Source organism: Pseudomonadota bacterium (assembly GCA_023229365.1).
In the GTDB taxonomy this organism is placed as follows: domain Bacteria; phylum Myxococcota_A; class Polyangia; order JAAYKL01; family JAAYKL01; genus JALNZK01.
On record JALNZK010000064.1, the window covers coordinates 1 to 22,650 of the forward strand.

General features: G+C 70.6%; 23 protein-coding genes. 10 read left to right on the forward strand and 13 right to left on the reverse strand.

Going from position 1 to position 22,650, the window contains the following annotated elements:
- The 13 genes from M0R80_20450 to M0R80_20510 all read right to left on the reverse strand — a co-directional run.
- A partial coding sequence (locus tag M0R80_20450) for a hypothetical protein (GenBank protein ID MCK9462008.1) occupies positions 1-1,021 on the reverse strand: 1,021 nt, incomplete at its 3' end.
- Entirely contained in the window at positions 1,018-2,364 is a 1,347-nt protein-coding gene (locus M0R80_20455) for a cytochrome c (protein ID MCK9462009.1), read from the reverse strand. The genes M0R80_20455 and M0R80_20450, both read right to left, overlap by 4 nt.
- Before the next feature lie 16 nt (positions 2,365-2,380).
- A complete protein-coding gene (locus M0R80_20460; GenBank protein MCK9462010.1) occupies positions 2,381-3,493 on the reverse strand; it encodes a cytochrome b N-terminal domain-containing protein in 1,113 nt (370 codons plus the stop codon).
- Between the two features lie 3 nt (positions 3,494-3,496).
- The gene (locus tag M0R80_20465) at positions 3,497-3,943 is read right to left on the reverse strand and encodes a Rieske (2Fe-2S) protein (GenBank protein ID MCK9462011.1); all 447 of its coding nucleotides are present in this window, start codon (positions 3,941-3,943) and stop codon (positions 3,497-3,499) included.
- Entirely contained in the window at positions 3,943-4,320 is a 378-nt protein-coding gene (locus tag M0R80_20470; protein MCK9462012.1) for a desulfoferrodoxin, read from the reverse strand. The genes M0R80_20465 and M0R80_20470 overlap by 1 nt, the downstream gene beginning before the upstream one ends.
- A gap of 37 nt (positions 4,321-4,357) precedes the next feature.
- Entirely contained in the window at positions 4,358-4,585 is a 228-nt protein-coding gene (locus tag M0R80_20475; GenBank protein MCK9462013.1) for a hypothetical protein, read from the reverse strand.
- Between the two features lie 169 nt (positions 4,586-4,754).
- Complete coding sequence (locus M0R80_20480) at positions 4,755-6,050, reverse strand: hypothetical protein (GenBank protein ID MCK9462014.1); 1,296 nt, start codon at positions 6,048-6,050, stop codon at positions 4,755-4,757.
- Between the two features lie 30 nt (positions 6,051-6,080).
- A complete protein-coding gene (locus M0R80_20485) occupies positions 6,081-7,244 on the reverse strand; it encodes a FecR domain-containing protein (protein ID MCK9462015.1) in 1,164 nt (387 codons plus the stop codon).
- The gene (locus M0R80_20490) at positions 7,241-7,804 is read right to left on the reverse strand and encodes a sigma-70 family RNA polymerase sigma factor (GenBank protein ID MCK9462016.1); all 564 of its coding nucleotides are present in this window, start codon (positions 7,802-7,804) and stop codon (positions 7,241-7,243) included. Before M0R80_20490 ends, M0R80_20485 begins: the two co-directional genes overlap by 4 nt.
- Positions 7,805-7,854: 50 nt before the next feature.
- On the reverse strand, positions 7,855-8,988 hold the full coding sequence (locus M0R80_20495) for a hypothetical protein (protein MCK9462017.1): 1,134 nt from the start codon (positions 8,986-8,988) through the stop codon (positions 7,855-7,857).
- Positions 8,989-9,041: 53 nt separating this feature from the next.
- A complete protein-coding gene (locus M0R80_20500) occupies positions 9,042-10,238 on the reverse strand; it encodes a hypothetical protein (GenBank protein ID MCK9462018.1) in 1,197 nt (398 codons plus the stop codon).
- 68 nt (positions 10,239-10,306) lie between these two features.
- The gene (locus M0R80_20505) at positions 10,307-11,587 is read right to left on the reverse strand and encodes a hypothetical protein (protein MCK9462019.1); all 1,281 of its coding nucleotides are present in this window, start codon (positions 11,585-11,587) and stop codon (positions 10,307-10,309) included.
- A 14-nt stretch (positions 11,588-11,601) separates the two neighbouring features.
- Positions 11,602-12,849 carry a hypothetical protein gene (locus M0R80_20510; protein ID MCK9462020.1) on the reverse strand — a complete coding sequence of 416 codons (1,248 nt, stop codon included), beginning with the start codon at positions 12,847-12,849 and terminating at the stop codon, positions 11,602-11,604.
- Positions 12,850-12,993: 144 nt separating this feature from the next.
- Between M0R80_20510 and M0R80_20515 the strand changes: the two genes are divergently transcribed.
- From M0R80_20515 to M0R80_20560, 10 genes are all read left to right on the forward strand, one after another.
- On the forward strand, positions 12,994-13,986 hold the full coding sequence (locus tag M0R80_20515; protein ID MCK9462021.1) for a choice-of-anchor L domain-containing protein: 993 nt from the start codon (positions 12,994-12,996) through the stop codon (positions 13,984-13,986).
- Between the two features lie 43 nt (positions 13,987-14,029).
- Positions 14,030-14,902 (forward strand): hypothetical protein, encoded by an 873-nt coding sequence (locus M0R80_20520; GenBank protein MCK9462022.1) that lies wholly within the window; start codon positions 14,030-14,032, stop codon positions 14,900-14,902.
- Between the two features lie 79 nt (positions 14,903-14,981).
- Positions 14,982-15,971, forward strand: coding sequence for a lamin tail domain-containing protein (locus M0R80_20525; protein MCK9462023.1), 990 nt, complete (start codon positions 14,982-14,984; stop codon positions 15,969-15,971).
- 66 nt (positions 15,972-16,037) lie between these two features.
- Positions 16,038-18,179: a cytochrome c biogenesis protein CcsA gene (gene ccsA, locus M0R80_20530; GenBank protein MCK9462024.1), complete on the forward strand. Its 2,142-nt coding sequence runs from the start codon at positions 16,038-16,040 to the stop codon at positions 18,177-18,179.
- Entirely contained in the window at positions 18,176-18,910 is a 735-nt protein-coding gene (locus M0R80_20535) for a hypothetical protein (protein MCK9462025.1), read from the forward strand. Before ccsA ends, M0R80_20535 begins: the two co-directional genes overlap by 4 nt.
- On the forward strand, positions 18,907-19,632 hold the full coding sequence (locus M0R80_20540) for an ABC transporter ATP-binding protein (GenBank protein MCK9462026.1): 726 nt from the start codon (positions 18,907-18,909) through the stop codon (positions 19,630-19,632). The genes M0R80_20535 and M0R80_20540 overlap by 4 nt, the downstream gene beginning before the upstream one ends.
- On the forward strand, positions 19,629-20,306 hold the full coding sequence (locus tag M0R80_20545) for a heme exporter protein CcmB (GenBank protein ID MCK9462027.1): 678 nt from the start codon (positions 19,629-19,631) through the stop codon (positions 20,304-20,306). Before M0R80_20540 ends, M0R80_20545 begins: the two co-directional genes overlap by 4 nt.
- A gap of 74 nt (positions 20,307-20,380) precedes the next feature.
- A complete protein-coding gene (locus M0R80_20550; GenBank protein MCK9462028.1) occupies positions 20,381-21,910 on the forward strand; it encodes a C1 family peptidase in 1,530 nt (509 codons plus the stop codon).
- 90 nt (positions 21,911-22,000) lie between these two features.
- Positions 22,001-22,462, forward strand: coding sequence for a type II toxin-antitoxin system VapC family toxin (locus M0R80_20555; GenBank protein ID MCK9462029.1), 462 nt, complete (start codon positions 22,001-22,003; stop codon positions 22,460-22,462).
- A gap of 13 nt (positions 22,463-22,475) precedes the next feature.
- Positions 22,476-22,643: a hypothetical protein gene (locus M0R80_20560; GenBank protein MCK9462030.1), complete on the forward strand. Its 168-nt coding sequence runs from the start codon at positions 22,476-22,478 to the stop codon at positions 22,641-22,643.
- Positions 22,644-22,650: the final 7 nt, after the last annotated feature.

Here is a 22,650-nt window from a genome sequence, read left to right on the forward strand (position 1 = left end):
GAGTCGCCGCGTACAGCGCGAACATGCCGCACTGCTCGTGCGCTGGGACGTCCGACAGGTGGAAGTGATCCGCGAGGAGCTCGAGGCGTACGCGATCGCGCAGCGCGACCAGGCCCCCGAGCTCGAGCGCCATCGCCACGGCCCCCGCGATCGCGAGCCTCGGCGAGCCGCGCCGGGCGGCGGCGAGCGCGAGGATCGTCGCGACGAGCGCCAGGGCGATCGCGGCGATCGCGAGCGCCGTGGGCGTGCCGCCGCCGAGCAGCATCGCCCTGACGTCTCCCGGGAGGGCGACGAGCAGCGCCGCCGCGGCGACCGCCGTGAGGGCGCGGCCGAGGAGGTGCGCCTTCACGCCGTAGCGCCGCATCCCCTCGCCCGCCTCCCGCCGCCCCGTGCGCGACGAGACGGCGCCGGCGACGACGAGCCCGAGCCCGGCGACCGCGAGCGCGGGCATCATGAACGCGAGGTACCTCGGCACGAGCGTCGGCTCGCCGAGGTTGAGCGCCGCGCCGCCCGGGTGCGCCGCGTAGAGCGCCATCCACCTGTCCGGCGCCATCGAGAGCGTGAGGTTGTTCACGTAGATGAACCCGATGGCCAGCATCGCCGCGAACGCCGCGCAGAGGGCGATCCCCTGGACCCTCGGGCGGCGCTCCCGCGTCAGCTTGTGGAAGTAGAGCAGGCCGTACGCCGTGATGAGCAGCGGGATCACGAGGATCCAGAACACCCCCATCACGACGGACGAGCTGTAGAACATCTGCCCGTACAGCACCTGCACGAAGAGGAGCGGCGGGATGCCGAGCGTGACGAGGTACGAGAAGCCGAGCGGCAGGCTCGTCCCGAGGAACCGCGCCGCGGCCTCGTGCCCCGGGGCCCGGCGCACGCGTGCCCACAGGAGGAGCGCGAGGCTGCCGAGCGTGAAGCTCATCGCGAGGAGGTGGAGCGTCAGCGTGAGGTACGCGAGCCCCTGGAGGACCGGCGCCGGCGCCGCGAGGCCGAGCGGATCCGGGATCGGGAACGGCGTCACTTCGGCACCTCCTGCGCGCGCAGCACGTCCGCGGGCGTCGCCTCGCCGCCGCCGAGCGACAGGAGGAACGACGTGAGCGCGGCGCGATCCTCGGGCGTGCCCTGGAATGGCGGCATGACGCCCTGCTCGTCGAGCTTCTCGAGGAAGCGCGGGCCGAACGCGGGCGTCCACTGCCGCGTCCGCCACTCGAGGCTCCTGTACCCGTCGAGCGTGTGGCAGCTCGCGCACTGGAGCCTGTAGATCCACTCGCCGTGCGCGGGGGAGAGCGGCTCGGGTGAGGGATCCCACTTCGCCGCGTCGAGGTACGGGCGTCGCATGTGCTCATTGTCGGAGGCGTCGCTCTTCCACAGCGCGTTGCCGTAGAGGACGCCGTGCACGACGTACGGCTTGCGCGCCATCTCGCGGAAGAACTCCGCGCCCATCACGCCGAGCTGCGCGGTGAGCAGGAGCGCGAGCGCGGCCGCGGTGTGCACCGTCTTCGGCCTCGCGGCGGCGAGCAGGGCGCCGACGATGACGAGCGCGCCCGCGGTCGCGGCGAGCCAGAAGTAGCGCGCGAGCGCCTCCAGTCGGCTGCCAGCCGCGCCGACCACGCCGCCGTGGAAGATCTTCAAGGCGCTCTCGGGCAGGGTGCCCCAGTAGAGGATCCCGGCGACGGGCAGGATCACCGCGGCCGGGATCACCCACTTGGCGCTGAACCGGACGACGCGCGCCTTGAGCTCGTCGTCCGCGATCTTCGCCGCCACCAGCAGGCCGAACAGGCCGGCGATGAGGAACATCGAGACGGTCCGGATGACCAGCGACGGCGCGTAGCCCGGGTTGAAGAAGCCGGCGACGAGGTCGCGGTTTTCGAGCGTCCAGGCGCCCGGCGTGAGCATGAACGTCAGGATGCCGTTGATGACGAAGAGCGAGAGCCAGGCGATGACGAAGTACGCGATCGCGAGGAACCGCTGCATCGCGCGGGAGCTCGTCTTCCAGCCGTAGTAGTAGAGGTAGAGCACGGTGAGCTCGGCGAGGAACATCACCCACTCGATCGCCCACGCGAACACGAACTGGTGGATGAGGAGGCTCGTGCCCTCCGGGCTCGCGAGCTGGATGGAGAACCAGATGCCGACGCCGGTCATGGCGCCGAACACGGTCGTGTAGACGAGGAACCAGGACGCGAACTTGTGCAGCCACGCGCGGATCCGCTCGCCGTCCGGCTGCCGGTCGGACCAGATCTCCGCGACCGCCATGAACGCGCCGCCGCCGATCGCGAGGTGCGAGATCAGCACGTGGATGATCGCGATGATCGCGACGACGAGGCTGCCGCCGAGGATCGGGAGGTTCCACACCGGGTAGTTCATGCCTGCGCTCCCCCGCTCATGACGCGAACCCCCAGATCGTCATCGCCGCGAAGCCGGCGAGCGCGAGCGCCCCGGCCTTGGTCACGAGCGCCCCGCGCCGATCCGCGGGCATCGAGGTGTCGAGGAACGGCAGCGCCACGAGGAGCAGCGGCCCGAGCCCCATGAGCGCCATGCCCACGAGCTCCAGCTTCCCCGGGAACAGCTTGAGCCCCTGGTACGGCGCGAGCAGGTACCACTCCGGCTTGATCCCCTCGGGCGCGGGCGCGAACGGGTTCGCCTCGGGCGCGAGCCCGCGCGGTGCCGCGGCCGCGAGGGCGAGCAGCAGCCCGAGGAGGAACAGCCACACCGGCACCTCGCCGACCAGGAACTCGGAGAGGAACGGCCGGTAGCGCTTCTTCTCCTCCGGCAGAGCGCTGAAGGAGTCCGGCTCGCTCACGCCCTGGATCTGGACGAAGAGGAGGTGCACCGCCGCGAGGACGAGGACGGCGAGCGGCAACACCACCACGTGCAGCGCATAGAAGCGGCCGATCGTCTCGTGTGAGACGTCGCCGCCGCCGCGCGCGAGGTCGGCCAGGGGGACGCCGACGAGCGGCAGCTTCTCCAGCTCGGAGACGCCGATGCGCACGGCGAAGAACGAGAGATCGTCCCACGGCAGGAGGTAGCCCGAGAAGCCGAACAGGATCGTGAGCGCGAGCAGGAGGAGCCCCGTCACCCAGGTCAGCTCGCGCGGCGGCCTGTACGCCTTCATGAAGAAGGTCGACAGCATGTGCACGAACAGCGTGAAGATCATGAGGTTCGCGGCCCAGTGGTGCACGCTGCGGATCAGCGCGCCGTACGGGACCTCCATCACGATCCTGTTGACCGACGCCCAGGGCTGGTCGGGCCGGTAGTAGACCATGAGCAGCACGCCCGTGCAGATCTGCACGAGGAACAGGAAGAGCGCGATCCCGCCCGCCATGTACCAGTGCGACTGTCCGTGGATCGGCACGCGCTTGCCGAGGAAGAACTTCACGACCGGCCAGATCGGGTACCGCGCGAGCAGGGCGCGCGATGCCTTCCCGAGGCGGGTCCCGGGCGGCGGCAGCTCCCGCTCCGCGTCCTCGGGGATCCGGGCGAAGCGCTCGTCCATCGCTCAGCCCTTCCTCCCGCCCTGCGGCGCGACGTAGAGGATCCCGGCCTCCTCGGAGACGGCGAGCTCGGTGAGCGGCCGCGGCGGCGGGCCCGCGACGTTCTTGCCCGTGAAGTCGTACGTGCCGCCGTGGCAGTGGCAGAAGAGCTTGTCTCCCGCGAACCCGACGTTGCAGCCCGCGTGGGTGCACTTCGAGTCGAACGCCCGGAGTCTCCCGCCCTCGTCCCGGAGGACGATCACTCCGCGGTTCGCGTACGAGCCGTTCTTCCCCGAGCCGGGACGCGCGACCTCGACGGGCGAGATCCCGTCCACCACCGCGCGCCCCTCCGCGCCGAACGGATCCGGCGCGGGCTGCGGGCTGAGGTACTTGTAGACCGGGTACGCGGCGGCCCCGGCCCACGCCGCGCCGAGCCCGATGCCGGCGAACGCGAGGAACCGCCGCCGCTTCATTACGCGCGCCAGAGCCCGTGCAGGTTGCAGTACTCGCGGACCGTCACCTCGCCCGCGTCGATCAGGAACGTCGCCTCGGGCGCGGCGCCGGGCTTGAGGAACGCGAAGTACGACACGCCGTCCGCGATGAGCTCGATCCACTCGATGTAGTGGGCGTCGAGCATCGGGTGCGCCACCGAGCCGACCGCGACCTTGTAGCCGCCCGGGATCTTCTCGACGACGGGCACGTGCTTCTCCTTGGCGCCGTCGGTCGTGTTCTCGACGAGCGCGGTCATCGGCTGCCCGCAGCACACGAGCTCGCCGCCGGACGCGTGGAGCACCTCCACGATGTTGCCGCACACCCCGCACTTGAAGACCTGTCTCTGCTGAGTCGCCATGTTCCCCTCCTCGCGGTTCGCTTCGGACCGCAGGTTGTCAGATTTTCCGATTTCCCGCTAGCTCTGCCCGCTTGCCCTTGAGCTTGTGCTTCTCGCACTCCCTCTCCGCCAGCTCGCGGATCCTGTAAGCCGAGTCGCGCAGCACGCCGTAGACGATCCCGCACGAGTCGTCGATCCGGTCGCGGTCGCCCTCGTCGGCGAGCGCGATCATCTCGCGCGTCAGCCGGATCGTCCGGACCAGGTTCTCGTCGTGCGGCTTGGCCATGGCCGAACCCCTTTTGCACCTGCCGTGCCAGGGGAACGGGGACGGCCGCGGAAACGGGTTATGCGATGAATTACGCTATGTTGCTCGGGATCGGAGGGTGTATCGCCCGGTCTTCCGGTGTCTCGACTGTTTCGGTTTGTCTCGTGCGGACGAGGCAGGACAGGGCGATCTACGGCTGCGCGAGGTACTGCCGGAGCCGGTACTTGATGTCGTCGAACGCCGGACCCCAGTCGTCGTTGCAGATCGAGTAGACGTAGCTCATCGGGCCGAAATAGTTGGCCGCGAGGTCGACGAAACGGCGGCCCGGATAGGCCTTCGTGACCTCGATCGAATCCATGGTGCGCGTGCAGGCCTCCTTCCAGTACCAGGTGGTGCCGGAAGGCTGGACCGCCGTGAGCTGCATGGCGTCCTGGGCGAGGCAGTCTCCGAGCGCGTCGCCCCAGCCCTGGCACGCGGCCGCGCCGGCCGGGTCCTGCTCCGCGACCGGCACGCCGGTGATCGCGGCGAACACCACCTGGCCCGGGCCCTTCGCGGCCACGAAGTTCTGGTAGAAGTGCTCGGAGGAGAAGAGGTGCTCGGGGTGCAGGCCGCACGCGATGTTCCACTTGTTGAAGTCGTCCGCGACCGCCGGCTCCGAGAACAGCCCCTCGCCGTCCTCCATGGAGCAGTCGTCCTCGTCGGTCACGACGAGCAGCATGAGCAGGTGGCCCTCGACGAGGAAAGCCTCCTGATCGTCGCGGGTCAGTGCCCGGTTCAATGACGCGAGCTGCTGCTCGAAGCCGCAGCCCGAGGTGCCCTGATCCATGAGGCAGGTCGCCTGCGTGATGAGCGCGGCGTTCGGCGCCGCGGCCGTGGTCTCGGCCCAATCGCCCGTCAGGTTCGGGCACGCCACGTCCGTCGAGCCGTCCGTGTGGCACACACCCACGAAGGTCTCTTCGTCGATCCCGGCGCACGTCCACCCGTCCGGGCACTGCGCCGCGGACTCGTCACACGGGATGGCGTCGTTGTCGAGCGCGATGCTCTCGGTCACGATCTGCCGGAAAATGCCGTTGTCGCCGAACCCCTCGCAGCTGGCCGGGACGTCGTCCGGCCAGAACTCGTCGTTGTTCACGCCGTCCGAGGAGAAGCCCATGTCCGACGTGACGACCGCGATCCGGATCTCGTCGACCGCGTCCCAGCCGGACGTCGACAAGGGGTTCGCGAGCGCGGCGACGAGCGAGTAGACGGAGGTGCTCAGGATCGCCTGCTCCTGCATCATGGACGATGAGTTGTCCACCATCACGAGCATGTCGAGGCCGGTGAAGTCGATCGGCGGATCCGTGTCCCAGTCCGTGTCCGTGTCGGCGTCGGTATCGGTCCCGCCGTCCGCGCCGTCGTCGTACTCCTCGACGTTGTCGCAGGCCGCGAGCCCGAGCCCGAGCCCGAGCGCGGCGAAGAGCGTCCATCCCGTGAGCTTCGCATTCATGAGGTCACCTCCTTGTTCATCCTACCCCAGTCATGGCGCGGCCGGGGCTTTTCCTTCCGCGCTCTCCGGGTGATCGGCCAGGATGTCGCGGAGCAGGGAGCGGGCGCGCGGCGAGAGCACCGGATCCCCCGCGGAGGCCACGTCGCGGTAGACGGCGGCCGCTTCGCCCCAGCGGAGCTGCTTGCGCAGGCAGTCCGCGAGCAGGGAGCGGGCCTCGACGTCGGACGGTGTGCGGCCGAGCCGCGCGCGCAGCTCGGCTTCGGCGTCCGCGAACTGGCCGCCGACGATCCACGCCCGCAGCGTCTCGATGCCCGGGGCCGCGGCGCCGAGCGGGGCCGCGACTCGAGCGGGACGGCTCGCCGGGGCGACGCCGGGCAGGGGCTCGGCCGGGATCTCGGGCACGGGCGCTCCCGCCGCGACCTCGGCCTCCCGCTCCGGGAACACGCGCCGATCGCCGGCGGCGAGCCTGCCGACCACCGAGCCTTCGCGCGAGATCTCCACGGTGCCGGATCGCACGATCACGTCGACGCCGCGCGGGCTCGCGATCGCGACCGTGAAGCGCGTCCCGGTCACCCGGACGCGGTAGTCGTCCGCGTCGACCAGGAACTCCCGGCCGGCCCCGCGCTTCTCGACGGCGCACGTGGCGGATCCGGAGTCGAGGCGAACGCGCGTGACCGTTTCCGTGATCTGCACCAGCGCGAACTTCGAGCCGGACGAGAAGTCGATCGTGTCGTTTCCGATCCGCAGGTTGGCGCGCCCGTCGTTCGGGACGGTGAAGCCGGCCTTCAGGAGAAGGGCTGCGTCGAGCGCGCGAGCGCCGGTCCCTGCGAACAGCGTGCCCTCGATCGCCGGGACATCCGCCGAACGGGCCGGTTCGAGCGGCCTCGCGATGAGCGCGATCGCGATCGCTCCTCCGAGGACGAGCGCCGCAGCCGCCGCGACCGCGAGCCGGGTCCGTCCGGATCGCGCGGGCCTGGCCGACGCCATCTCGACGAGGCGTCGCGCTTCGGCCTGGGTCGGAACCGCGGCGGATCGCAACGGCGAAGCGTCCGCGAGGTCTCGCGCCGCGCCCCGCCAGCGTTCGACGGTCGCCGCGCACTCCCGGCAATCCGCGAGGTGCGCCTCGAAGTCGGCGGCGTCGCCGGTCCCGAGGCGCCGGTCCAAGAACCGCTCCAGAAGATCGCATCGTCTCATGTCTTCACCTCGAATACGGTGTCATCGACTGCGTTCGCCGTCGCCGCGAGCACGGCGCGCCGGGCCCGGTGCAGCCGGGTCCAGACCGTGCCGGGCGAGATGCCGAGGATCCGGGCGATCTCCTCGCCGTCGAACCCCTCCACCGCGTGCAGCACCAGCACCTCGCGCTGCCCGCCCGGAAGGCTCGCGAGCAGGCGCAGCGCGGCTTCCCGGTGCTCGGTCGCCCGCTCCGGCGTCGGCTCGGGGTCGGTCGCCTCAAAGGTGCCCGCGCCGAGCACGCGCCGGACCCAGGCCCTGCGCGAGAAGCCGCGCGCCTTGCGGATCGCGATGCCGAAGAGCCAGGACTTGAACCGCGATCGCTCCTCGTAGCGCTTCGCCGCAACCGGGAGCGCGAGGAACACGTCCTGCGCGAGCTCCTCGATCTCGGCGGCCGATGCCGCGGGGGCGAAGCGCTGGAGCGCTGTGCACACCATGCCCTTGTGGCGCGTGTACAGCCCGCCGAGGGCGTCCATTTCGCCGATCGCGAGCCTCGAGACGAGCTCCTCGTCCGTCATCTCCATCTCGAGAGGTAATGCCTCGAGGGGCCCGGGACCTTCCCTCGGGGTGCGCGTCACGGCTTTCCGTCGAGGAGCGCGACGAAGCCCAGGGCGGCGCTCCAGTCCACGTACGGCGTCGCGAGGATGCGGCTCCCGTCCGAGCGGCGCTCGATCACCCGCCGGGAGGGGGAACCGCCGATCCCGCCCTCCAGCACGATCGCCGCGTGCCGGCCGATCGGGATGCGCAGATCGAGGCCCGCGGCGCCCCGGAAGCCCCACCACAAGAACGCCTTGTGATCGCCGCCGCCGAGAGACACGTCCAGGGCGGTCCGGTAGGCGGAAACGGCGGCGAACGGCCCGAGCGCGATCGGACCGAGGCGCCACCCGTAGCCTGCGGAGAGCGCGAGCTCCATCCCCCAGCCGGTCACGACGCCGTCCTCGAGCTCGTTCCTAGGACCCGCCTTTCCGGCGACCGAGAGCCTGGAGAAGAGCCCCTCGACGGGCTGCCACTCGACGCCGAGCAGCGCGCCGAGCTGGACGGACGGCCCGTCGTACACGGCGACACCCCCGCCCGCGACGGCGAGCGCGGCGAGCCCCCACTCGGGACGCGGCGGCTCGGGAGCGGGGGCGGGTCGCGGCGCAGGCGCGTCCCAGGGGGCCTCCGCGTCCGCCTCGGTCGGCGCTGGCGACGGCGGCGGCTCGGGCGGCTCGAACACGCGCGTCTCCCGGAGGAGCTGCCGTGCCACGAGGGCGTTCGCGGCCTGCGCGTCGATGCCGGGATCGATCTCCGCGACGCGGACGGGCGCTCTCCCCGCGCCCGGCACGACGAGGTGCAGCAGCGCGCGGCCAGTGCCGGACTCCCGGATCCAGACGGTCGCCGCGGCCCGGCGCTCGCCGGCGATCGGGACGACGCGGTCGAGCTGATCCGCGAGCGGGAGGAACGCGAACCCGCCGCCGAGATCGATCCGCTCCACGGACACGCCGTCGAGGGCGAGCACGAGCTCCTCGACGAACCGGGCCTCCCGCGCGGCCGCCGCGGGGTTGGCCGGCGCCGCGACGAGCAGGAGGAGCCGGTTCCCGGACGCCGGGGCAAAGGACGCCTGCGCGCCCGCTGCGAGCGGGACGAGCGCGAGGATGGCCGCGATGCAGGCTGCCCTGTGAAGGACGCGCTTCGTCCGACTGCGGATCGTTGTGCCCGACGCGATCACGGTGCCGACAGCTTACCAGCAATCATCGTCGAGAGCGCATCGAATGCGGGCGACTAATCCTCGTTGCAGATCGAGTAGACGTAACCGTTCGCGCCGAAGTCGGTCGCGAGCTCGACGAAACGGCGAGCGGGAGCAGCCTCCATGATCACGGATTCGATCTGTCGTGTACACCCTGGACGCCAATGCAGTATCTCGCCAACAGGCTCGAGCTGCATGGCCTCCTGGTCCAAACAAGAGCCGATCTGATCCCCCGATCCCTCGCATGCCGCCGCGCCCTCGGGATCCTCGCCTGCCCACGGCACGCCGGCGATGGCCGCGTAGACCACGGCGTCGGCGCTCGGTTTCATGCCTGTGAGCACATCGTAGAAATGGGACGGCGGGAGCAAGTGCTCCGGGTGTCTCTCGCACGCGAGCCAGATCTCGCCAAGGCTCGAGTCGGCGAGCTCGTCTTCCGCGAACAACGCCTGGCCGTCCTGCATCGAGCAGTCGTCTTCATCGCTCAGGGCGATCACCGCGAGCACCGCGTCGGCGCGCACGAAGTCCGCTTGGTCCTCTCTTGTCAAACTGGTGGCAGCGGCCTGGAGCTCCTGCCAGAAGGGGCCACACCCGTTCGCTCCCTGTACGGCGAGGCATGCGGCCTGGGCGCGAAAATTGGTGTTCGGCGCACCAGGCGAAGTCTGGGCCCAGACGGTATCTTCGAGTTGCGGGCAGCTCACTGTAGTCGAGCCGTCCGTGTGGCAGACACCGATCGCGTCCACTCCAGCGTCGGTTTCCACCACACACGTCCAGCCAAAGGGACACTGGGATCCGCTGGCGTCGCACGCGATGGTGTCGTTTGGGAGAGTGATCGAGCTCGCTTGGACGGGTTGGAACTCACCGTTTCTACCGAAGCCGGCGCATGAGCTGAGCTCTTGCGGCCAGTAGGCATCGTTGTTCACTCCGTTCGAGGAGATCCCCATGTTCGCCGTGACCGCCGCGACGCGCAGATCGTTTACGGCCGCGAATCCAGATGATGGAAGAGGAGAGAGGAGGGCGCTGATCATCGCATAGAGGTTTTGGCTCAGCATCACTTGCTCATTCGGTATCGAGTTCGAGTCATTGAGCACCATGAGCAGATCGACCGCGGTGAGCGGGACGGGATCGCCGGTGTCCGTGTCGCCCGCGTCCGAGCCCGCGTCCGGGCTCGACGACCCTCCTCCGGAGCACGCGGCGAGGACGAAGAGCGGGAGCAGGTACACGGTGCAGCGCATGCGGGCCTCCTTCCGCGTATTGTCCGCCGATTCTCTGACGCGCGACAGGGGTTGGAGGGGAAAACGGACTAATGCTCCAGAAGCTCCCCGATCCGCGAGCCGATCGCCTCGAAGGCGGGCGTCCAGTCCGCGTTGCAGATCGAGTAGACGTAGCCCATCGACTCGAAGCTCTCGTTCGCGAGCTGGACGTAGCGGCGGCCGGGGTAGGCCTTCGTGACCTCGGTGGCGCCCTCGTCCCGCGTGCACGCCGGCCGGAAGTACCACACGCCGCCGACCTGCTCGGGCACGAGCGCCATCTCGTCCTGCACGAGGCAGTCGCCGATCTCGTCGCCGAACCCCTCGCACTCGCTCGCGCCGGGTTGCGCGCTGTACGGCACGCCGACGATCGCCGCGAAGAACACCGCGCCCTCGGGCTTGAGCGACGCGATGATCTCGTGGAAGTCGCTCGGCGTGTACAGGTACTGCGGGTGGTTGCCGCACGCGAGGTTCACCTCCTGCAGGCTCTGGTTCTGGATCTCGTCCTCGCCGAACAGCCCCTCGCCGTCCTCCATCGAGCAGTCCTCCTCGTCGCTCACGATGAGCACGGTGAGCAGCGCCGTGTCGCGGAGGAAGCCGGCCTGGTCGTCACGCTGGAGCGCCCGCGTCGACGACGCAAGCTGCTGCTCGAACCCGCAGCCGCTCGTGCCCTGCACGGACAGGCAGGCGATGCGTGCCGCGAGGTTGGCGTCCGGCGCCTCGGGCGTCGTCTCGAACCACGGCCCGCCGCCCGACGGGCAGCCGAGCGCGGGGTCGCCGTTCGTGTGGCAAACGCCCACGCCGTCCACGCCGACGCCCGTGCAGCTCCAGCCGGGCGGACACTGCGCGGCGCTCTCGTCGCACGGGATCGCGTCGTTCGCGATGTCGATGCTGGCCGCGTCGATCTCCTGGAACTCCCCGTCGTCGCCGAACCCGGCGCACGCCGGCGGGGGATCCGTGGGCCAGAACTCGTCGTTGTTCACGCCGTCCGACGAGAAGCCCATGTCCGAGGTGACGAGCGCGACCCGGAGATCGTCGATCGCCAGAAGCTCCGACGTCGGGAGCGGGCTGAGGAGCGAGCCGACGAACCCGTACATCCCGCTGCTCAGGATCGCCTGCTCCTGGGCCATCGAGCTGGAGTTGTCGGCGACGACGAGCAGATCGACGGCGGTCAGCTCCGCATCGGAGTCGGAGTCGGCGTCGGTGTCCGTGTCGGCGTCGGTGTCGGTGTCCGTCCCGCCGCAGGACGCGCCGTCCTCGCCGCTGCATCCGAAGCACCCCGCGAGCGCCGCGACGAGCGCGCCGAGGACCCAATGACCTGCGGGTGATCTCATTCCAGCCCCCTCCTTCATTGCGCCAACGCGGCCATCTTCGCGCCGATCGCCTCGAAGGCGGGCGCCCAGTCCGCGTTGCAGATTGAGTAGACGTACCCCATGTCGCCGAAGTGCTCGCTCGCGAGCTCGACGTAGCGGCGGCCGGGATAGGCCTTCGTGACCTCGGTGCTCCCCTCGTCGCGCGTGCACGCCGGGTGGTAGTACCAGTAAGAGCCGACGGACTGCTCGGCAAGGAGCTGCATCTCGTCCTGCTCGAGGCAGGATTCCAGAGTGTCGCCGAAGCCCTGGCAGTGCGGGGCGCCGCCCTGGTCTCCGTACGGCACGCCGACGATCGCGGCGAAGAGCACCGCGCCCGGCTGCTTGAGCGAGGTCAGCCGCCCGTGGAAGTCGGCGGGCGGGAACAGGTGCTCCGGGTGCTCGCCGCACGCGATGTTGACCTTCGCCGCTTCCACCAGGACCTCGTCCTCGCCGAACAGCGCCTCGCCGTCCGCCATCGAGCAGTCCTCCTCGTCGCTCACGACGAGCACGGCGAGGAGCGCCTCGTCGCGCGCGAAGTCGCTCTGATCGTCCCGCTCGAGCGCCCGCGTCGACGACGCTAGCTGCTGCTCGAACCCGCAGCCCGTCGTCCCCTGCGCGGACAGGCACGCGGCGCGCGCCGCGAGGTTCGGATCCGGATCCCCGGGCGTGCTCTCGATCCACTGCGCCGCCAGGGCAGGGCAGCCGATCGTCGCGTCGCCCGCGGTGTGGCAGGCGCCGACGCCGTCTTCGTCGAGGCTCGCGCACGTCCAGCCCGGCGGGCACTGCGCGGCGCTCTCGTCGCATGGGATGGTGTCATTGTTGACGTGGATGGTCGACTCGTCGATCGTCTGGAACTCACCGTCGTCCCCGAACCCCGTGCAGGACGGCGGGACGTCGTACGGCCAGTACGCGTCGTTGGTCTCGCCGCTCGACGAAAAGCCCATGTTCGAGGTCACGACCGCGATCCGGAGATCGTCGATCGCCGCGATCGCCGAGGTCGGCAGCGGGCTGACGAGCGATCCGACGAAGGCGAAGAGATCCGTCGCGAGAATCGCCTGCTCCTGCGCCATCGACGACGAGTCGTCGATCATGACGAGCAGGTCCACCCCGGCCAGATCCGGCGCCGGGTCGGTGCCGCCGTCCTCGCCCGCGTCGCCGGCGATCGTGTCGACGTGGTGGCAACCGGCGGCGCCGAAGAGCGCAGCCAGCGCGACGGCGAGCCGCGGGGATTTCATCGTGTGCATCGCGAAGCCTCCATGCGCGTTTCTTGTCGCAAGGACAGAATAGTACATTGACGAGTTGAAAATCCACGCACTATGCAGAGGTCGAACCAGCGTGTATATTGGGAGTGTAATCGATTAATCGAACTCATTTGGAGGAGGTCGGTCATGATTTGGTTGAAAACGACAACGTTTGCGCTCTGTTTGTTGGCCCCGTGCCTCGCGTTCCCGGCCTGTGAGGACGGTTCCGAACGGTTCGACGACGACGGATCCGATTCGGACAGCGATTCGGATTCGGACAGCGATTCCGACACCGACGTGGATTCGGACAGCGATTCCGACGGCGACGTCGACACGGAGAACAACTACTGCGATTGCCCGCAAGTCGGCGGCGCGTCGGCGGGAGATCTCGCCAAGTCGGCCAACTTCTGCGACAACGAGACGACGGTCTCGACGTCGCTGTACAGCACGAGCCCGTCGCCCCAGTCCGGCCGGGACAGCATCGAGAGCATGGGCACGAACGACTGCCTCGTGAAGAAGCACGGGTGCGAGATGTTCGCGCTCAGCACGGGACCCGTCGGCCAGGAGGATCCGAACTCCGCGACCGGCACCGAGTTCGGCAGCGACGGCATGGCGTACGTCGAGAACGACCCGCTGCCGCCGTACCAGGGTTACGATCCGACGTCGAGCTCGGCGTACGCGAGCTGCGACGTGAACCAGCTGCGCCTCTCGCTCCACGCCCCGGACAACGCCGAGGGGTTCTCGTTCGACTTCCTGTTCGCGTCGGCCGAGTACCCCGAGTGGGTCGACATGGGGTACAACGACGCGTTCTACGCCATCATGGAGTACGAAGGCCTGAACGGCGGCCAGCCGACGAACATCTCGTTCGACGACAACGAGAACGAGGTCGAGGTCGACGTGAACTTTTTCGAGAACCCGACGCACCCGTGCAACGAGGCCGGCTCCGGCTGGGAGCCGGGGGCGGACTCCGGCTCCACGGGCTGGCTGCGGACGAGCTGGCCGGTCGCGGGCGGCGCGTCGTTCGACCTGACGTTCTCGATTCACGACGAAGGGGACTGTGTCTGGGATTCGATCGTTTTCATCGACAACTTCCAGTGGCTCGGCGATCCGGTCGAGGGTGGCACGACGCCCATCGAGTGACCCGCAACCCGCCTTTGACCCCTCGTCCCGCCCGAGGTGAGAGATGCACAGCGCCGAGCTCGAGCGACTCGATTTCCGCCGCGTCGCAAAGCGTACGAACGCCGCGGTCGCGGTCGTCTGGATCGCGCTGTGGCTCTCCATCGCCGCCGCGACCAGGGCGACGACGGGCGAGTGGTACGGGCTGGCCTGGGGGTTCATCCTCGGCGGCGCGATGTCCACGATCGGCACGTGGCTTCTCTACGTGCGGCCCGTGCAGCGGAGACGGATCGCGGCGACGCTCACCTGGGACGGCGCGGCGATTACCATCGTCGACGGCTCGGGCGCGGCGGTCGCGCGGATCGCGCTCGACGCGCCGCACCGCACGGTGCTCATCCGCTCCAAAGGCGAGGGGCGCGCGCTCCTGCGCATCGAGCAGCTCAAGGAGGCCGAAACGCCGAGCCCCGCGGGCCCGGGCCGGCTCGATCTCTTCGGGCCGCTGCCGCCCGTGCTGCCGATGCGGGTGGCCGGCGAGGCGCATTCGCTTCGCGCGCTCGAACGCAGCGTCCGGCAGAGGGGCGCCGACGCCGGGAAGGCGTACCGGTTCGGGGCTCCCGAGGCCGCGGCGAGCGAGCAGATGACCGCGCTCATGGCGTTCATCGAGGCGCACAAGGCGCATCGCAACGACCAGATCGTCGTCCGGATCGAGGGCGGCGTGCTCCGCCTGAGCGCGGACAAGGTCGCGCTCGAGATAGGCGGCGAGGCCCTGACGTTCGACGCGGCCGACGAGCCCGCCTTGCGCTTGGCCGTCGAGACCGTGGCGCGCGCCGTCCCGCTGCACGACGAATCGATCGAGTCGCTCGTCGTGATCCACGCGCTGCGGCGCGTCCTCCTGCGGAGGCTCCCGGAGCACCCGCTGCTCGAGATTCTCCGCCGCTGACGGGAGCGTGCGCGGCCGCACGGCGCCTGGTCCGCGTCGATTTTCGGCAACCTTTTTTCGAAACGGCCGATACGGTTGCATGACGCGCAACACAAAAGGAGCATGGGTGCTGCCGCTCGTCGTCCTGAGCGGCTGCGTGGACCTCGGGCTGCTCGACGAGCTCGTCCCCTTCGATGGCGGGGAGGACGGGGAGGGCTCGGACATCGATGCCGATGTCGATTCCGACGCGGACGGCGACTCGGACACCGGGGGGCCGCCCGCCACGGACGCGGACGACACCGAGGCGCCGGCGCTCGTCCCGATCCCCTGCGGGGCCGCGGAGGAGGAGAAGGCGGGGTTCTGCGTCGTCGCGGGCAACGGGACCGCGGCGATTCGCTTCGCCACCGACGAGCCGGCGTCCGCGGCGGCGTCGGCGGACGGCGCGCGCGCTGAGGTCGTGAGCGGCCCCTGGGCGACGGAACACCTCGTCGTCGCCGCCGGGCTTCCGGCGGACGTGGAGGTCGCGCTCGCCGTCGTGATCGAGGACGTCAACGGCAACTCTGCGCCGCTCGAGGTTCCGGTGGTCGCGCTCGACGGCCCGACGGTGGCGATCACGGAGGTGCTCGCCGATCCCTCGGGCGCCGAGCCGGATCAGGAGCTCGTCGAGATCGCCAACACGGGAGCCGCGGAGGTCGACCTCGCGGGCTGGATGATCGACGACAACGGCGACGCGAACGGAGACGTGCTCCCGGACGGCTGCGTGCTCGCGCCCGGCCAGGTCGCGATCCTCGTGGCCCCGGACTACGATCCGGAGTCGGCCGAGGATCCCGCGCCCGCCGCCGGCGCGATCATCGTCCGTCTCGAGGGCTCGATCGGGACGAGCGGGCTCAAGAACGACGCGGCCGAGAGCGTGGAGCTGTACGACGCGGGCGGCGCGATCGTGAGCGCCTACGACGGTCGGCTCGGGAAACCTGCCGAGGGCCGCTCGGCGACCCGCGTCCGCGCCGAGGTGCCGGACGGCTGCCCGCTCGCGTTCGGCGACGCGCCGGTCAACCCGCCGACCCCCGGCGAGGCCCCGTTCGTGCCCTGAACGCGGCGCGTCCCGGGAGCGCGGCCTGGACAGGTCGTCCGGATTGACTGCATAACTCGCTTCGGGATGGCGCTGTTCGGTGAGATCATGCTGTGCGTCGCCGCAGTGCTCTCCGCGGCGGGGGGGGCGCTGTGCCTCGGGACGGGCGGGGCGGGGCGTCGGTTCGTCGCCGGGAGATCCGCCCTGTACGCCGCGGCCGCGGCCGGTGCGGTCGCGCTCATCGCCCTCGTCTTCCTCCTCTTGGTCCGGGACTACCGCGTCGCCTATGTCCGCGACTACGCCGACGAGACGATGTCGCTCGGGTACCTGATCGCGGCGCTGTGGGGCGGTCAGCAGGGCTCCCTCGCGCTGTGGGCGGTGCTGCAGACCTGGTTCACCGCGGCCGCGGCGGCCACGATCGACGGGCGCAGGCAACGCGGCGGCGCCCTGGCCCTCGCGCTGCTCGCGGCGCTCGGGGCGTTCTTCCTCCTGCTCGTGCTGTTCGAGTCCGACCCGTTCTCGTCCCTCGGCACGGCGTCCGCGAACGGGATCGGGCTGAACCCGTTGCTCAGGAACGCGTTCATGGTGTTCCACCCGCCGACGCTCTTCCTCGGCTTCGTCGGGTTCTCCGTGCCGTTCGCCCACGCGGCGGCGGCGCTCGTCGAGGGGGACGGCGAGGGCTGGATCGCCGGGCAGCGCCCGTGGATCCTGTTCGCCTGGATCTTCCTCACGATCGGCAACGCGCTCGGGATGGTCTGGGCGTACGAGGAGCTCGGCTGGGGCGGCTACTGGGGCTGGGATCCGGTCGAGAACGCCTCGCTCATGCCGTGGCTCACCGGCACCGCGCTCGTGCACTCGGCGCTCGCAGAGGAGAGGCTCGGCGCGCTCCGCCGCTGGAACGTCGTGCTCGTCGCGCTCACCTTCGTCCTCATCGTCTTCGGCACGTTCCTCACGCGCTCCGGGGTCATCGAGTCGGTGCACGCGTTCGCCGGAGCCACGGTCGGCCCATACCTGCTCGGCCTCATCGCGGTGATCGGCGTCGGCGTGCTGGCGCTCGTCGTCGCGCGGTTCGGGGCGCTGCGGCGGAGGGGAGCTCCAAAGCGATCCCCGCTGCGGCTCGCGCTCCTGCACGCGAACAACTGGCTGTTCCTCGCCGCGACGGCGTTCGTCGCGATCACGACGACGATGCCCCTGCTGAGCGCGGCGCTCGCGGGCGACAAGGTGACGCTGACGGCGGAGTTCTACAACACGTGGATGGTGCCGATCGGCCTGGCGGTGCTCGGCCTGCTCGGCGCGTGCGCGGCGATCGGCTGGGCCGTCGACGAGCGGGGACAGAAGGCGCTGCGGCGCCTCGGGCCGGCCGTGGGGCTCGGGGCGGCGGCCGCGGTGATGGGGGGCGCGGCGCTCGGAGTTCGTCCGGCGCTCGGGCCGATCATGCGGTTCGCTCCAGCGATCTCCGTCGGGCTCCTCGTGTTCGCGGGCGCGGTGCTCGCGGCGGCGATGCGGCGGACGATCCTCGGCGCGCGGAAGGAGGGGCGCTCCGCGGCCCGCGGGCGGCGGAGGCTCGGCGCGCAGGTCGTGCACGTCGCCGTGGCGCTCCTGTTCGTCGGCTTCCTCGGCGCCGCGTTCTCCGACGAGAACCAGGGGCTGCTGCGCCCCGGCGAGGGGATCGCCGTGGCGGGGTATCGGCTCGACTTCATGGGGCTGCGCGACGACCGGGACGTGTCGCGCGAGGCCGTGATCGCCGACCTCGACGCGCGAGGGCCGGGCGGCGCGATCGGCGTCATGTCCCCGGCGCGGCACACGTACCACTCGCACCCGGGGCAGCCGACGAGCGAGGTCGCCGTCGAGCGCGGCCTCGGCGAGGATCTGTTCGTCATCCTCGGCGAGACCGACGAGGAGAGCGGCGCCGCGGTGATCCGGGTCGTCGTCAACCCGCTCGTCGCCTGGGTGTGGATAGGCTCCGCGCTCCTCGTGCTCGGCGGCGTCATCGCGCTCGTGCGGCCGGGGGCGCTCACGGAGCTCGTCGAGCTGCGCCCGGATCTGCGCGCGCGCCTCGCCGCGCCGTTCCTGCTGATTGCCCTCGGCACCTTCGCCGTCGCGGGTGCGGGCGCGATCTGGGACGCGGCGACGGCGGTCGCGGTGTTGGGGGGGCTCTCTCTCGCGGCGGCCCTCTTCCACGTCGCGGCCACGCTGCGATCGTTCCTCGAGCCGGGAGCCGTGCCGTGACGCGGCTCCTTCGCACCCTCGTCGCCGTCGCCGCCGCGCTCGGCGCGCCGTGGACCGTGCTCGCGGCAGACGCCGGAACGGACGTCGAGGACCCGGAACCCGCGCCGCTCGTCGACACCTCGGATCTCGGGGCGCTCTCGCTGCGCCACGTGCACGTCGTCCTCGAGCGAAAGGGGGACCGGATCGAGGTGTCCGAGCTCCTGACCTTCACGAGCCGCGAGGGCACGCGCTTCTCGGCGCCCTCGGGGGTGCGCGTCGCGCTGCCTCCGGGCGCCGTAGCGCCGCGCACGTCGGACGGCGAGGGCGAGCTGCTCGCCGCCGCGGTGGACGCCGAGGGGTTCGTCGTCGCCGGCCCGATAGGTCCCGGCGGCGATGATCTCTCCGTGACGTTCGAGGTGCCGATCGCGAAAGGCGCCGTGTCGTTCGAGCAGCCCCTCCCGGTCCGCGCGGCGTCGTTCCAGGTGATCTCCACTTGGACGCGCGAGCCGGCCCGGCTGAGCGTCCGGGGCGCGTCCGAGGCCGTGAAGGACGAGCTGAAGAACGGCCTCGTCGCGCTGATCGCGATGGGCCGCGCGACCGAAACCCGAACGCTCGCCGTGAGCCTGACCGGCATCCGGGACGGGGCCGACGCGTGGCCGAGGCGCGTCGCGCTCGCCACGTGCGTCGCCCTGTTCGCCGCGGGTGCGATCGCGTTCGTGCGGCGCCGGAAGAGGCGCGGGGAGGCCCTGTGAGCGCGGGCAGCCTCGCGCCGGTCGCGGTGGACGGCGTCGCCAAGCTCTTCGGCGCGGTGCGGGCGCTCGCCGGCGTCACGCTGCGGCTCGCCGCCGGAGACGTCGCCGCGGTGATGGGCCCGAACGGCGCCGGCAAGTCGACGCTGCTCGCGATCCTCTCGCTCACGGCGCGCCCCACGCGGGGGACCGTGTCGTTCGGCGGCGCGCGCGCGCGGCCCGGCGATGCGGACGCCCGCCGGCGCGTGGGGCTCCTCTCGCACCAGCCGCTCCTGTACGGCGATCTGACCGGCGAGGAGAACCTGCGCCTGTTCGCGTCGCTGTACGGGGTCGACGTCGACGACGCCGTGCGATCCGTCTCGGCGCGGCTCGACCTCGGCCGCTTCGCCGCAGACAGGCCGGTGCGCGTGCTGTCCCGAGGGCAGTTGCAGCGCGTGGCGCTCGCGCGGACGCTCGTGTCTCGCCCGGAGCTCCTGCTCCTCGACGAGCCGGCCGCCGGACTCGATCGCGCGGCGATCGAAGGCATCGCGGCTGCGCTCGCGGCGCACCGGGAGGGGGGCGGCATCGCGGTGGTGGTGACGCACGAGCCCGATCTGGCCGCGGGGGTGGCGACGCGCGCGGTGATGCTGCGCGACGGGCGGATCACCGCGGACGCCGCCTCGCCGGGTGGCGCGGATGCGTGGCGCGCGCTCTACCGCGAGGCGGCGGACGGGGGGGCGCGATGAACGTCCTGCGCGGCACGCTCGCGATCCTCGCCAAGGATCTCCGGATAGAGCTGCGCACCCTCGAGGTGGTGCTCGCGACGGCGCTCTTCGCCCTGCTCACGGTCGTGCTCGCCGCGTTCGCGTTCGGGCTGAACACGGCCGCGGGGAAGGACGCGGCGCCGGGCGTCCTGTGGATCGCGATCGCGTTCGGCGGGATCCTGGCGCTCAACCGCACGTTCCTCAGGGAGCGGGATCTCGGCGTCTTCACCGCGGTGCTCCTCACGCCGCTGCCGCGTTCGGCGCTCTTCCTCGGGAAGACGCTGGGCGTGCTCGCCTTCCTGCTCGCCGTCGAGCTCGTCCTTCTCCCCGTGATCGAGCTCCTCTTCCACGCGCCGCTCCTCGAGAACCTCGGCGCGCTCGCGCCGATCCTGCTCCTCGGCACGCTCGGCTACGCCGCCGCGGGCACGCTGTTCGCGGCGATGACGGTCCGCACGCGCCTCAAGGATCTGCTGCTCGGCGTCGTCCTCTTCCCGCTCGTCGCGCCGGCGCTGATCGCGTCGATCCAGGCGATGGACGCGGTGCTCGCCGGCGACGGGCTCGCGGGCGCCGCCGACCACCTGCGGCTCCTCGGCGTTTTCGACATCGTGTTCGTCACGGGCGGGATCGCGCTCTTCGGCGCCCTGCTGGAGGATTGAGTATGCTAATATACACGGTCGGATCGGGGCGGGCGCGAGGGCACCGCCCGCGTCCGGCACAGGAGGGAATCCGCATGTCGCCCAGGCTCGGTTCCGTTTCTCGCGCGGCTCGTTCCGGGCTCGCGCTCGTCGCATCGTTCGCGCTTCTCCACGCGCCGGAGGCGGTCTCGGCCGATCCGGCGACGTTGCAGGACGTCCGGGATCGCATCGAGCGGCTCGGCCTGCGCTGGACCGCGGGAGAGACCTCGGTGAGCCGGATGCCGCGCGACCTCGCGCGGGCGCGCCTCATGACCGCCGACCAGCTCGCGGGGCGCGCGCCGGACGGCGAGTTCACGCCGTACGACGTGAGCCCGGACGCGCCGGTCGTCGATCCGCTCGCGGCGCGGTTCAGCTGGGCCGACGTCGACGGCGCGGACTGGAGCACGCCGGTCAAGGATCAGGGCGCGTGCGGCTCGTGCGCCGTGTTCGCGGCGATCGGTTGCACCGAGTCGCGGATCAACATTTCTTTCGGCGATCCGGCGTTCGACGTGGATCTTTCCGAGCAGAACCTCGTGTCGTGCGTGGCCGGGAGCTCCTGCTCGATGGGCACGTGGAGCTCCGAGGCGCTCATCACGCCGCTGCAGGATCCGGGCGTCCCGGACGAGACGTGCCACCCGTACACCGCGACCGACGGAAACTGCGCCGAGGCGTGCGCGAACGTCGATGATCGGCGCTTCACCGTCGTCTCGGGATCGTGGCTGCCGTCGATCGACGAGATGTGGGACATCGCGACCGAGGAGGAGATCAAGGCGGCGCTCGTCAGCGGCCCCGTGGTCGCGAGCTTCGTCGTGCCCGCGAGCTTCGATTTCTACACGAGCGGCGTCTACGAGGACTCGCCCACGCCCGCCGAGATCATCAGCTCGTGGCACTCGGTGCTCATCGTCGGTTGGGACGACCACGCGGAAGACGACGACGAGCCGAGCTGGATCGTCAAGAACAGCTGGGGCACCGGCTGGGGCATGGACGGCTTCTTCGAGATCCAAAGGGACAGCGCGACCCGCTTCGGCACGCAGGCCACCGCGCTCGAGGTGGACGCGTCGGCGATGGGCGACAAGATCTGCCTCGTCGACGGCTCGCACATCACAGTGCAGCTCGAGGAGGGGAGCGGCGCGACCGCGGATCGCGAGGTCGAGCTCGTCGTCTGCGAGGGCACGGGCCCCGTGCAGTTCGGGGTCGCGACGGCGCTCGGCCGGCCCTGGCTCACTTTCGATCCCGCGACCGGAACGGTGGGCTCCGGCGCGTCGACGTTCGTGACGCTGACCTTCTCCGAGGCCGCGTTCGACGATCCGGAGCACAGCTGGCAGGATGAGTACGTCCATGTCGTCGGGCCGCACGGGCAGGATCACTCCTTCGAGGTGACGCTCGACATCGAGCCCCCGGCCGCGGACACCGACTCGGACACGGACTCGGACACAGACTCGGACGCCGACGCGGACACGGACACGGACACCGACGCGGACGCGGACGCGACCGGCGACGACTCGGGCGAGGGCGGCTGCGGCTGCGGCGCGGTCGGGGCGCGCTTCTCCAGCGGCGCGATTGGAATCCTCTCGAGCGTTTTTTGAGCAGCTCATCGCCTTTTCGACACGAAGGGTGCTGACGCGGAGTTCGAGCATCCGCCCGGGTGGCATGGTATAAATGCCCCGGAGGCTCTCATGGCGATCCTTCGCGTATACGCAGACACATCCGTTTTCGGAGGCGTCTTCGACGACGAGTTCAGCGGGCCGACCTCCGTGTTCTGGGATCAGGTGCGGGAAGGGCGATTCACTCTCGTCTCCTCGGCGGTCGTACGCCGGGAGATGGAAGACGCGCCGTTGAAGGTGCGTCAGGTGTTCGACGACTTGATGCCTTATGCGGAGATCGCTGAGGTGACGGATGCTGCGCTGTCGCTGCGGTCCGCCTATTTGAACGAGGGGATTGTCGGGCCGAGCTTCTCCGACGACGCACTGCACGTCGCGCTGGCTACGGTGGCTGGGTGCTCTCTTGTCGTGAGCTGGAACTTCAAGCACATCGTCCACTCGCGGAAGATACCGCTCTACAACGCGATCAACGTTTTGCGCGGATACGCGCCGCTGGCGATCCACTCGCCTTCCGAGGTCATCGACTATGAAGAGTAAGGAGTTCGATTGCGTGGAGATGAAACGTCGCGGCGCGGAGCGCGTGGTCGCCGAGACCGCGGGCATGACGCCGGAACAGGAGCTCGAGTACTGGCGGCTTGCGACCGAGGCGCTCGAGCGCGAGCAGCGCGAGATCCGCGCGCGGGGCGCTTCGCGACGGCCATCGACGCAGCCCGCCTGATGGAGAA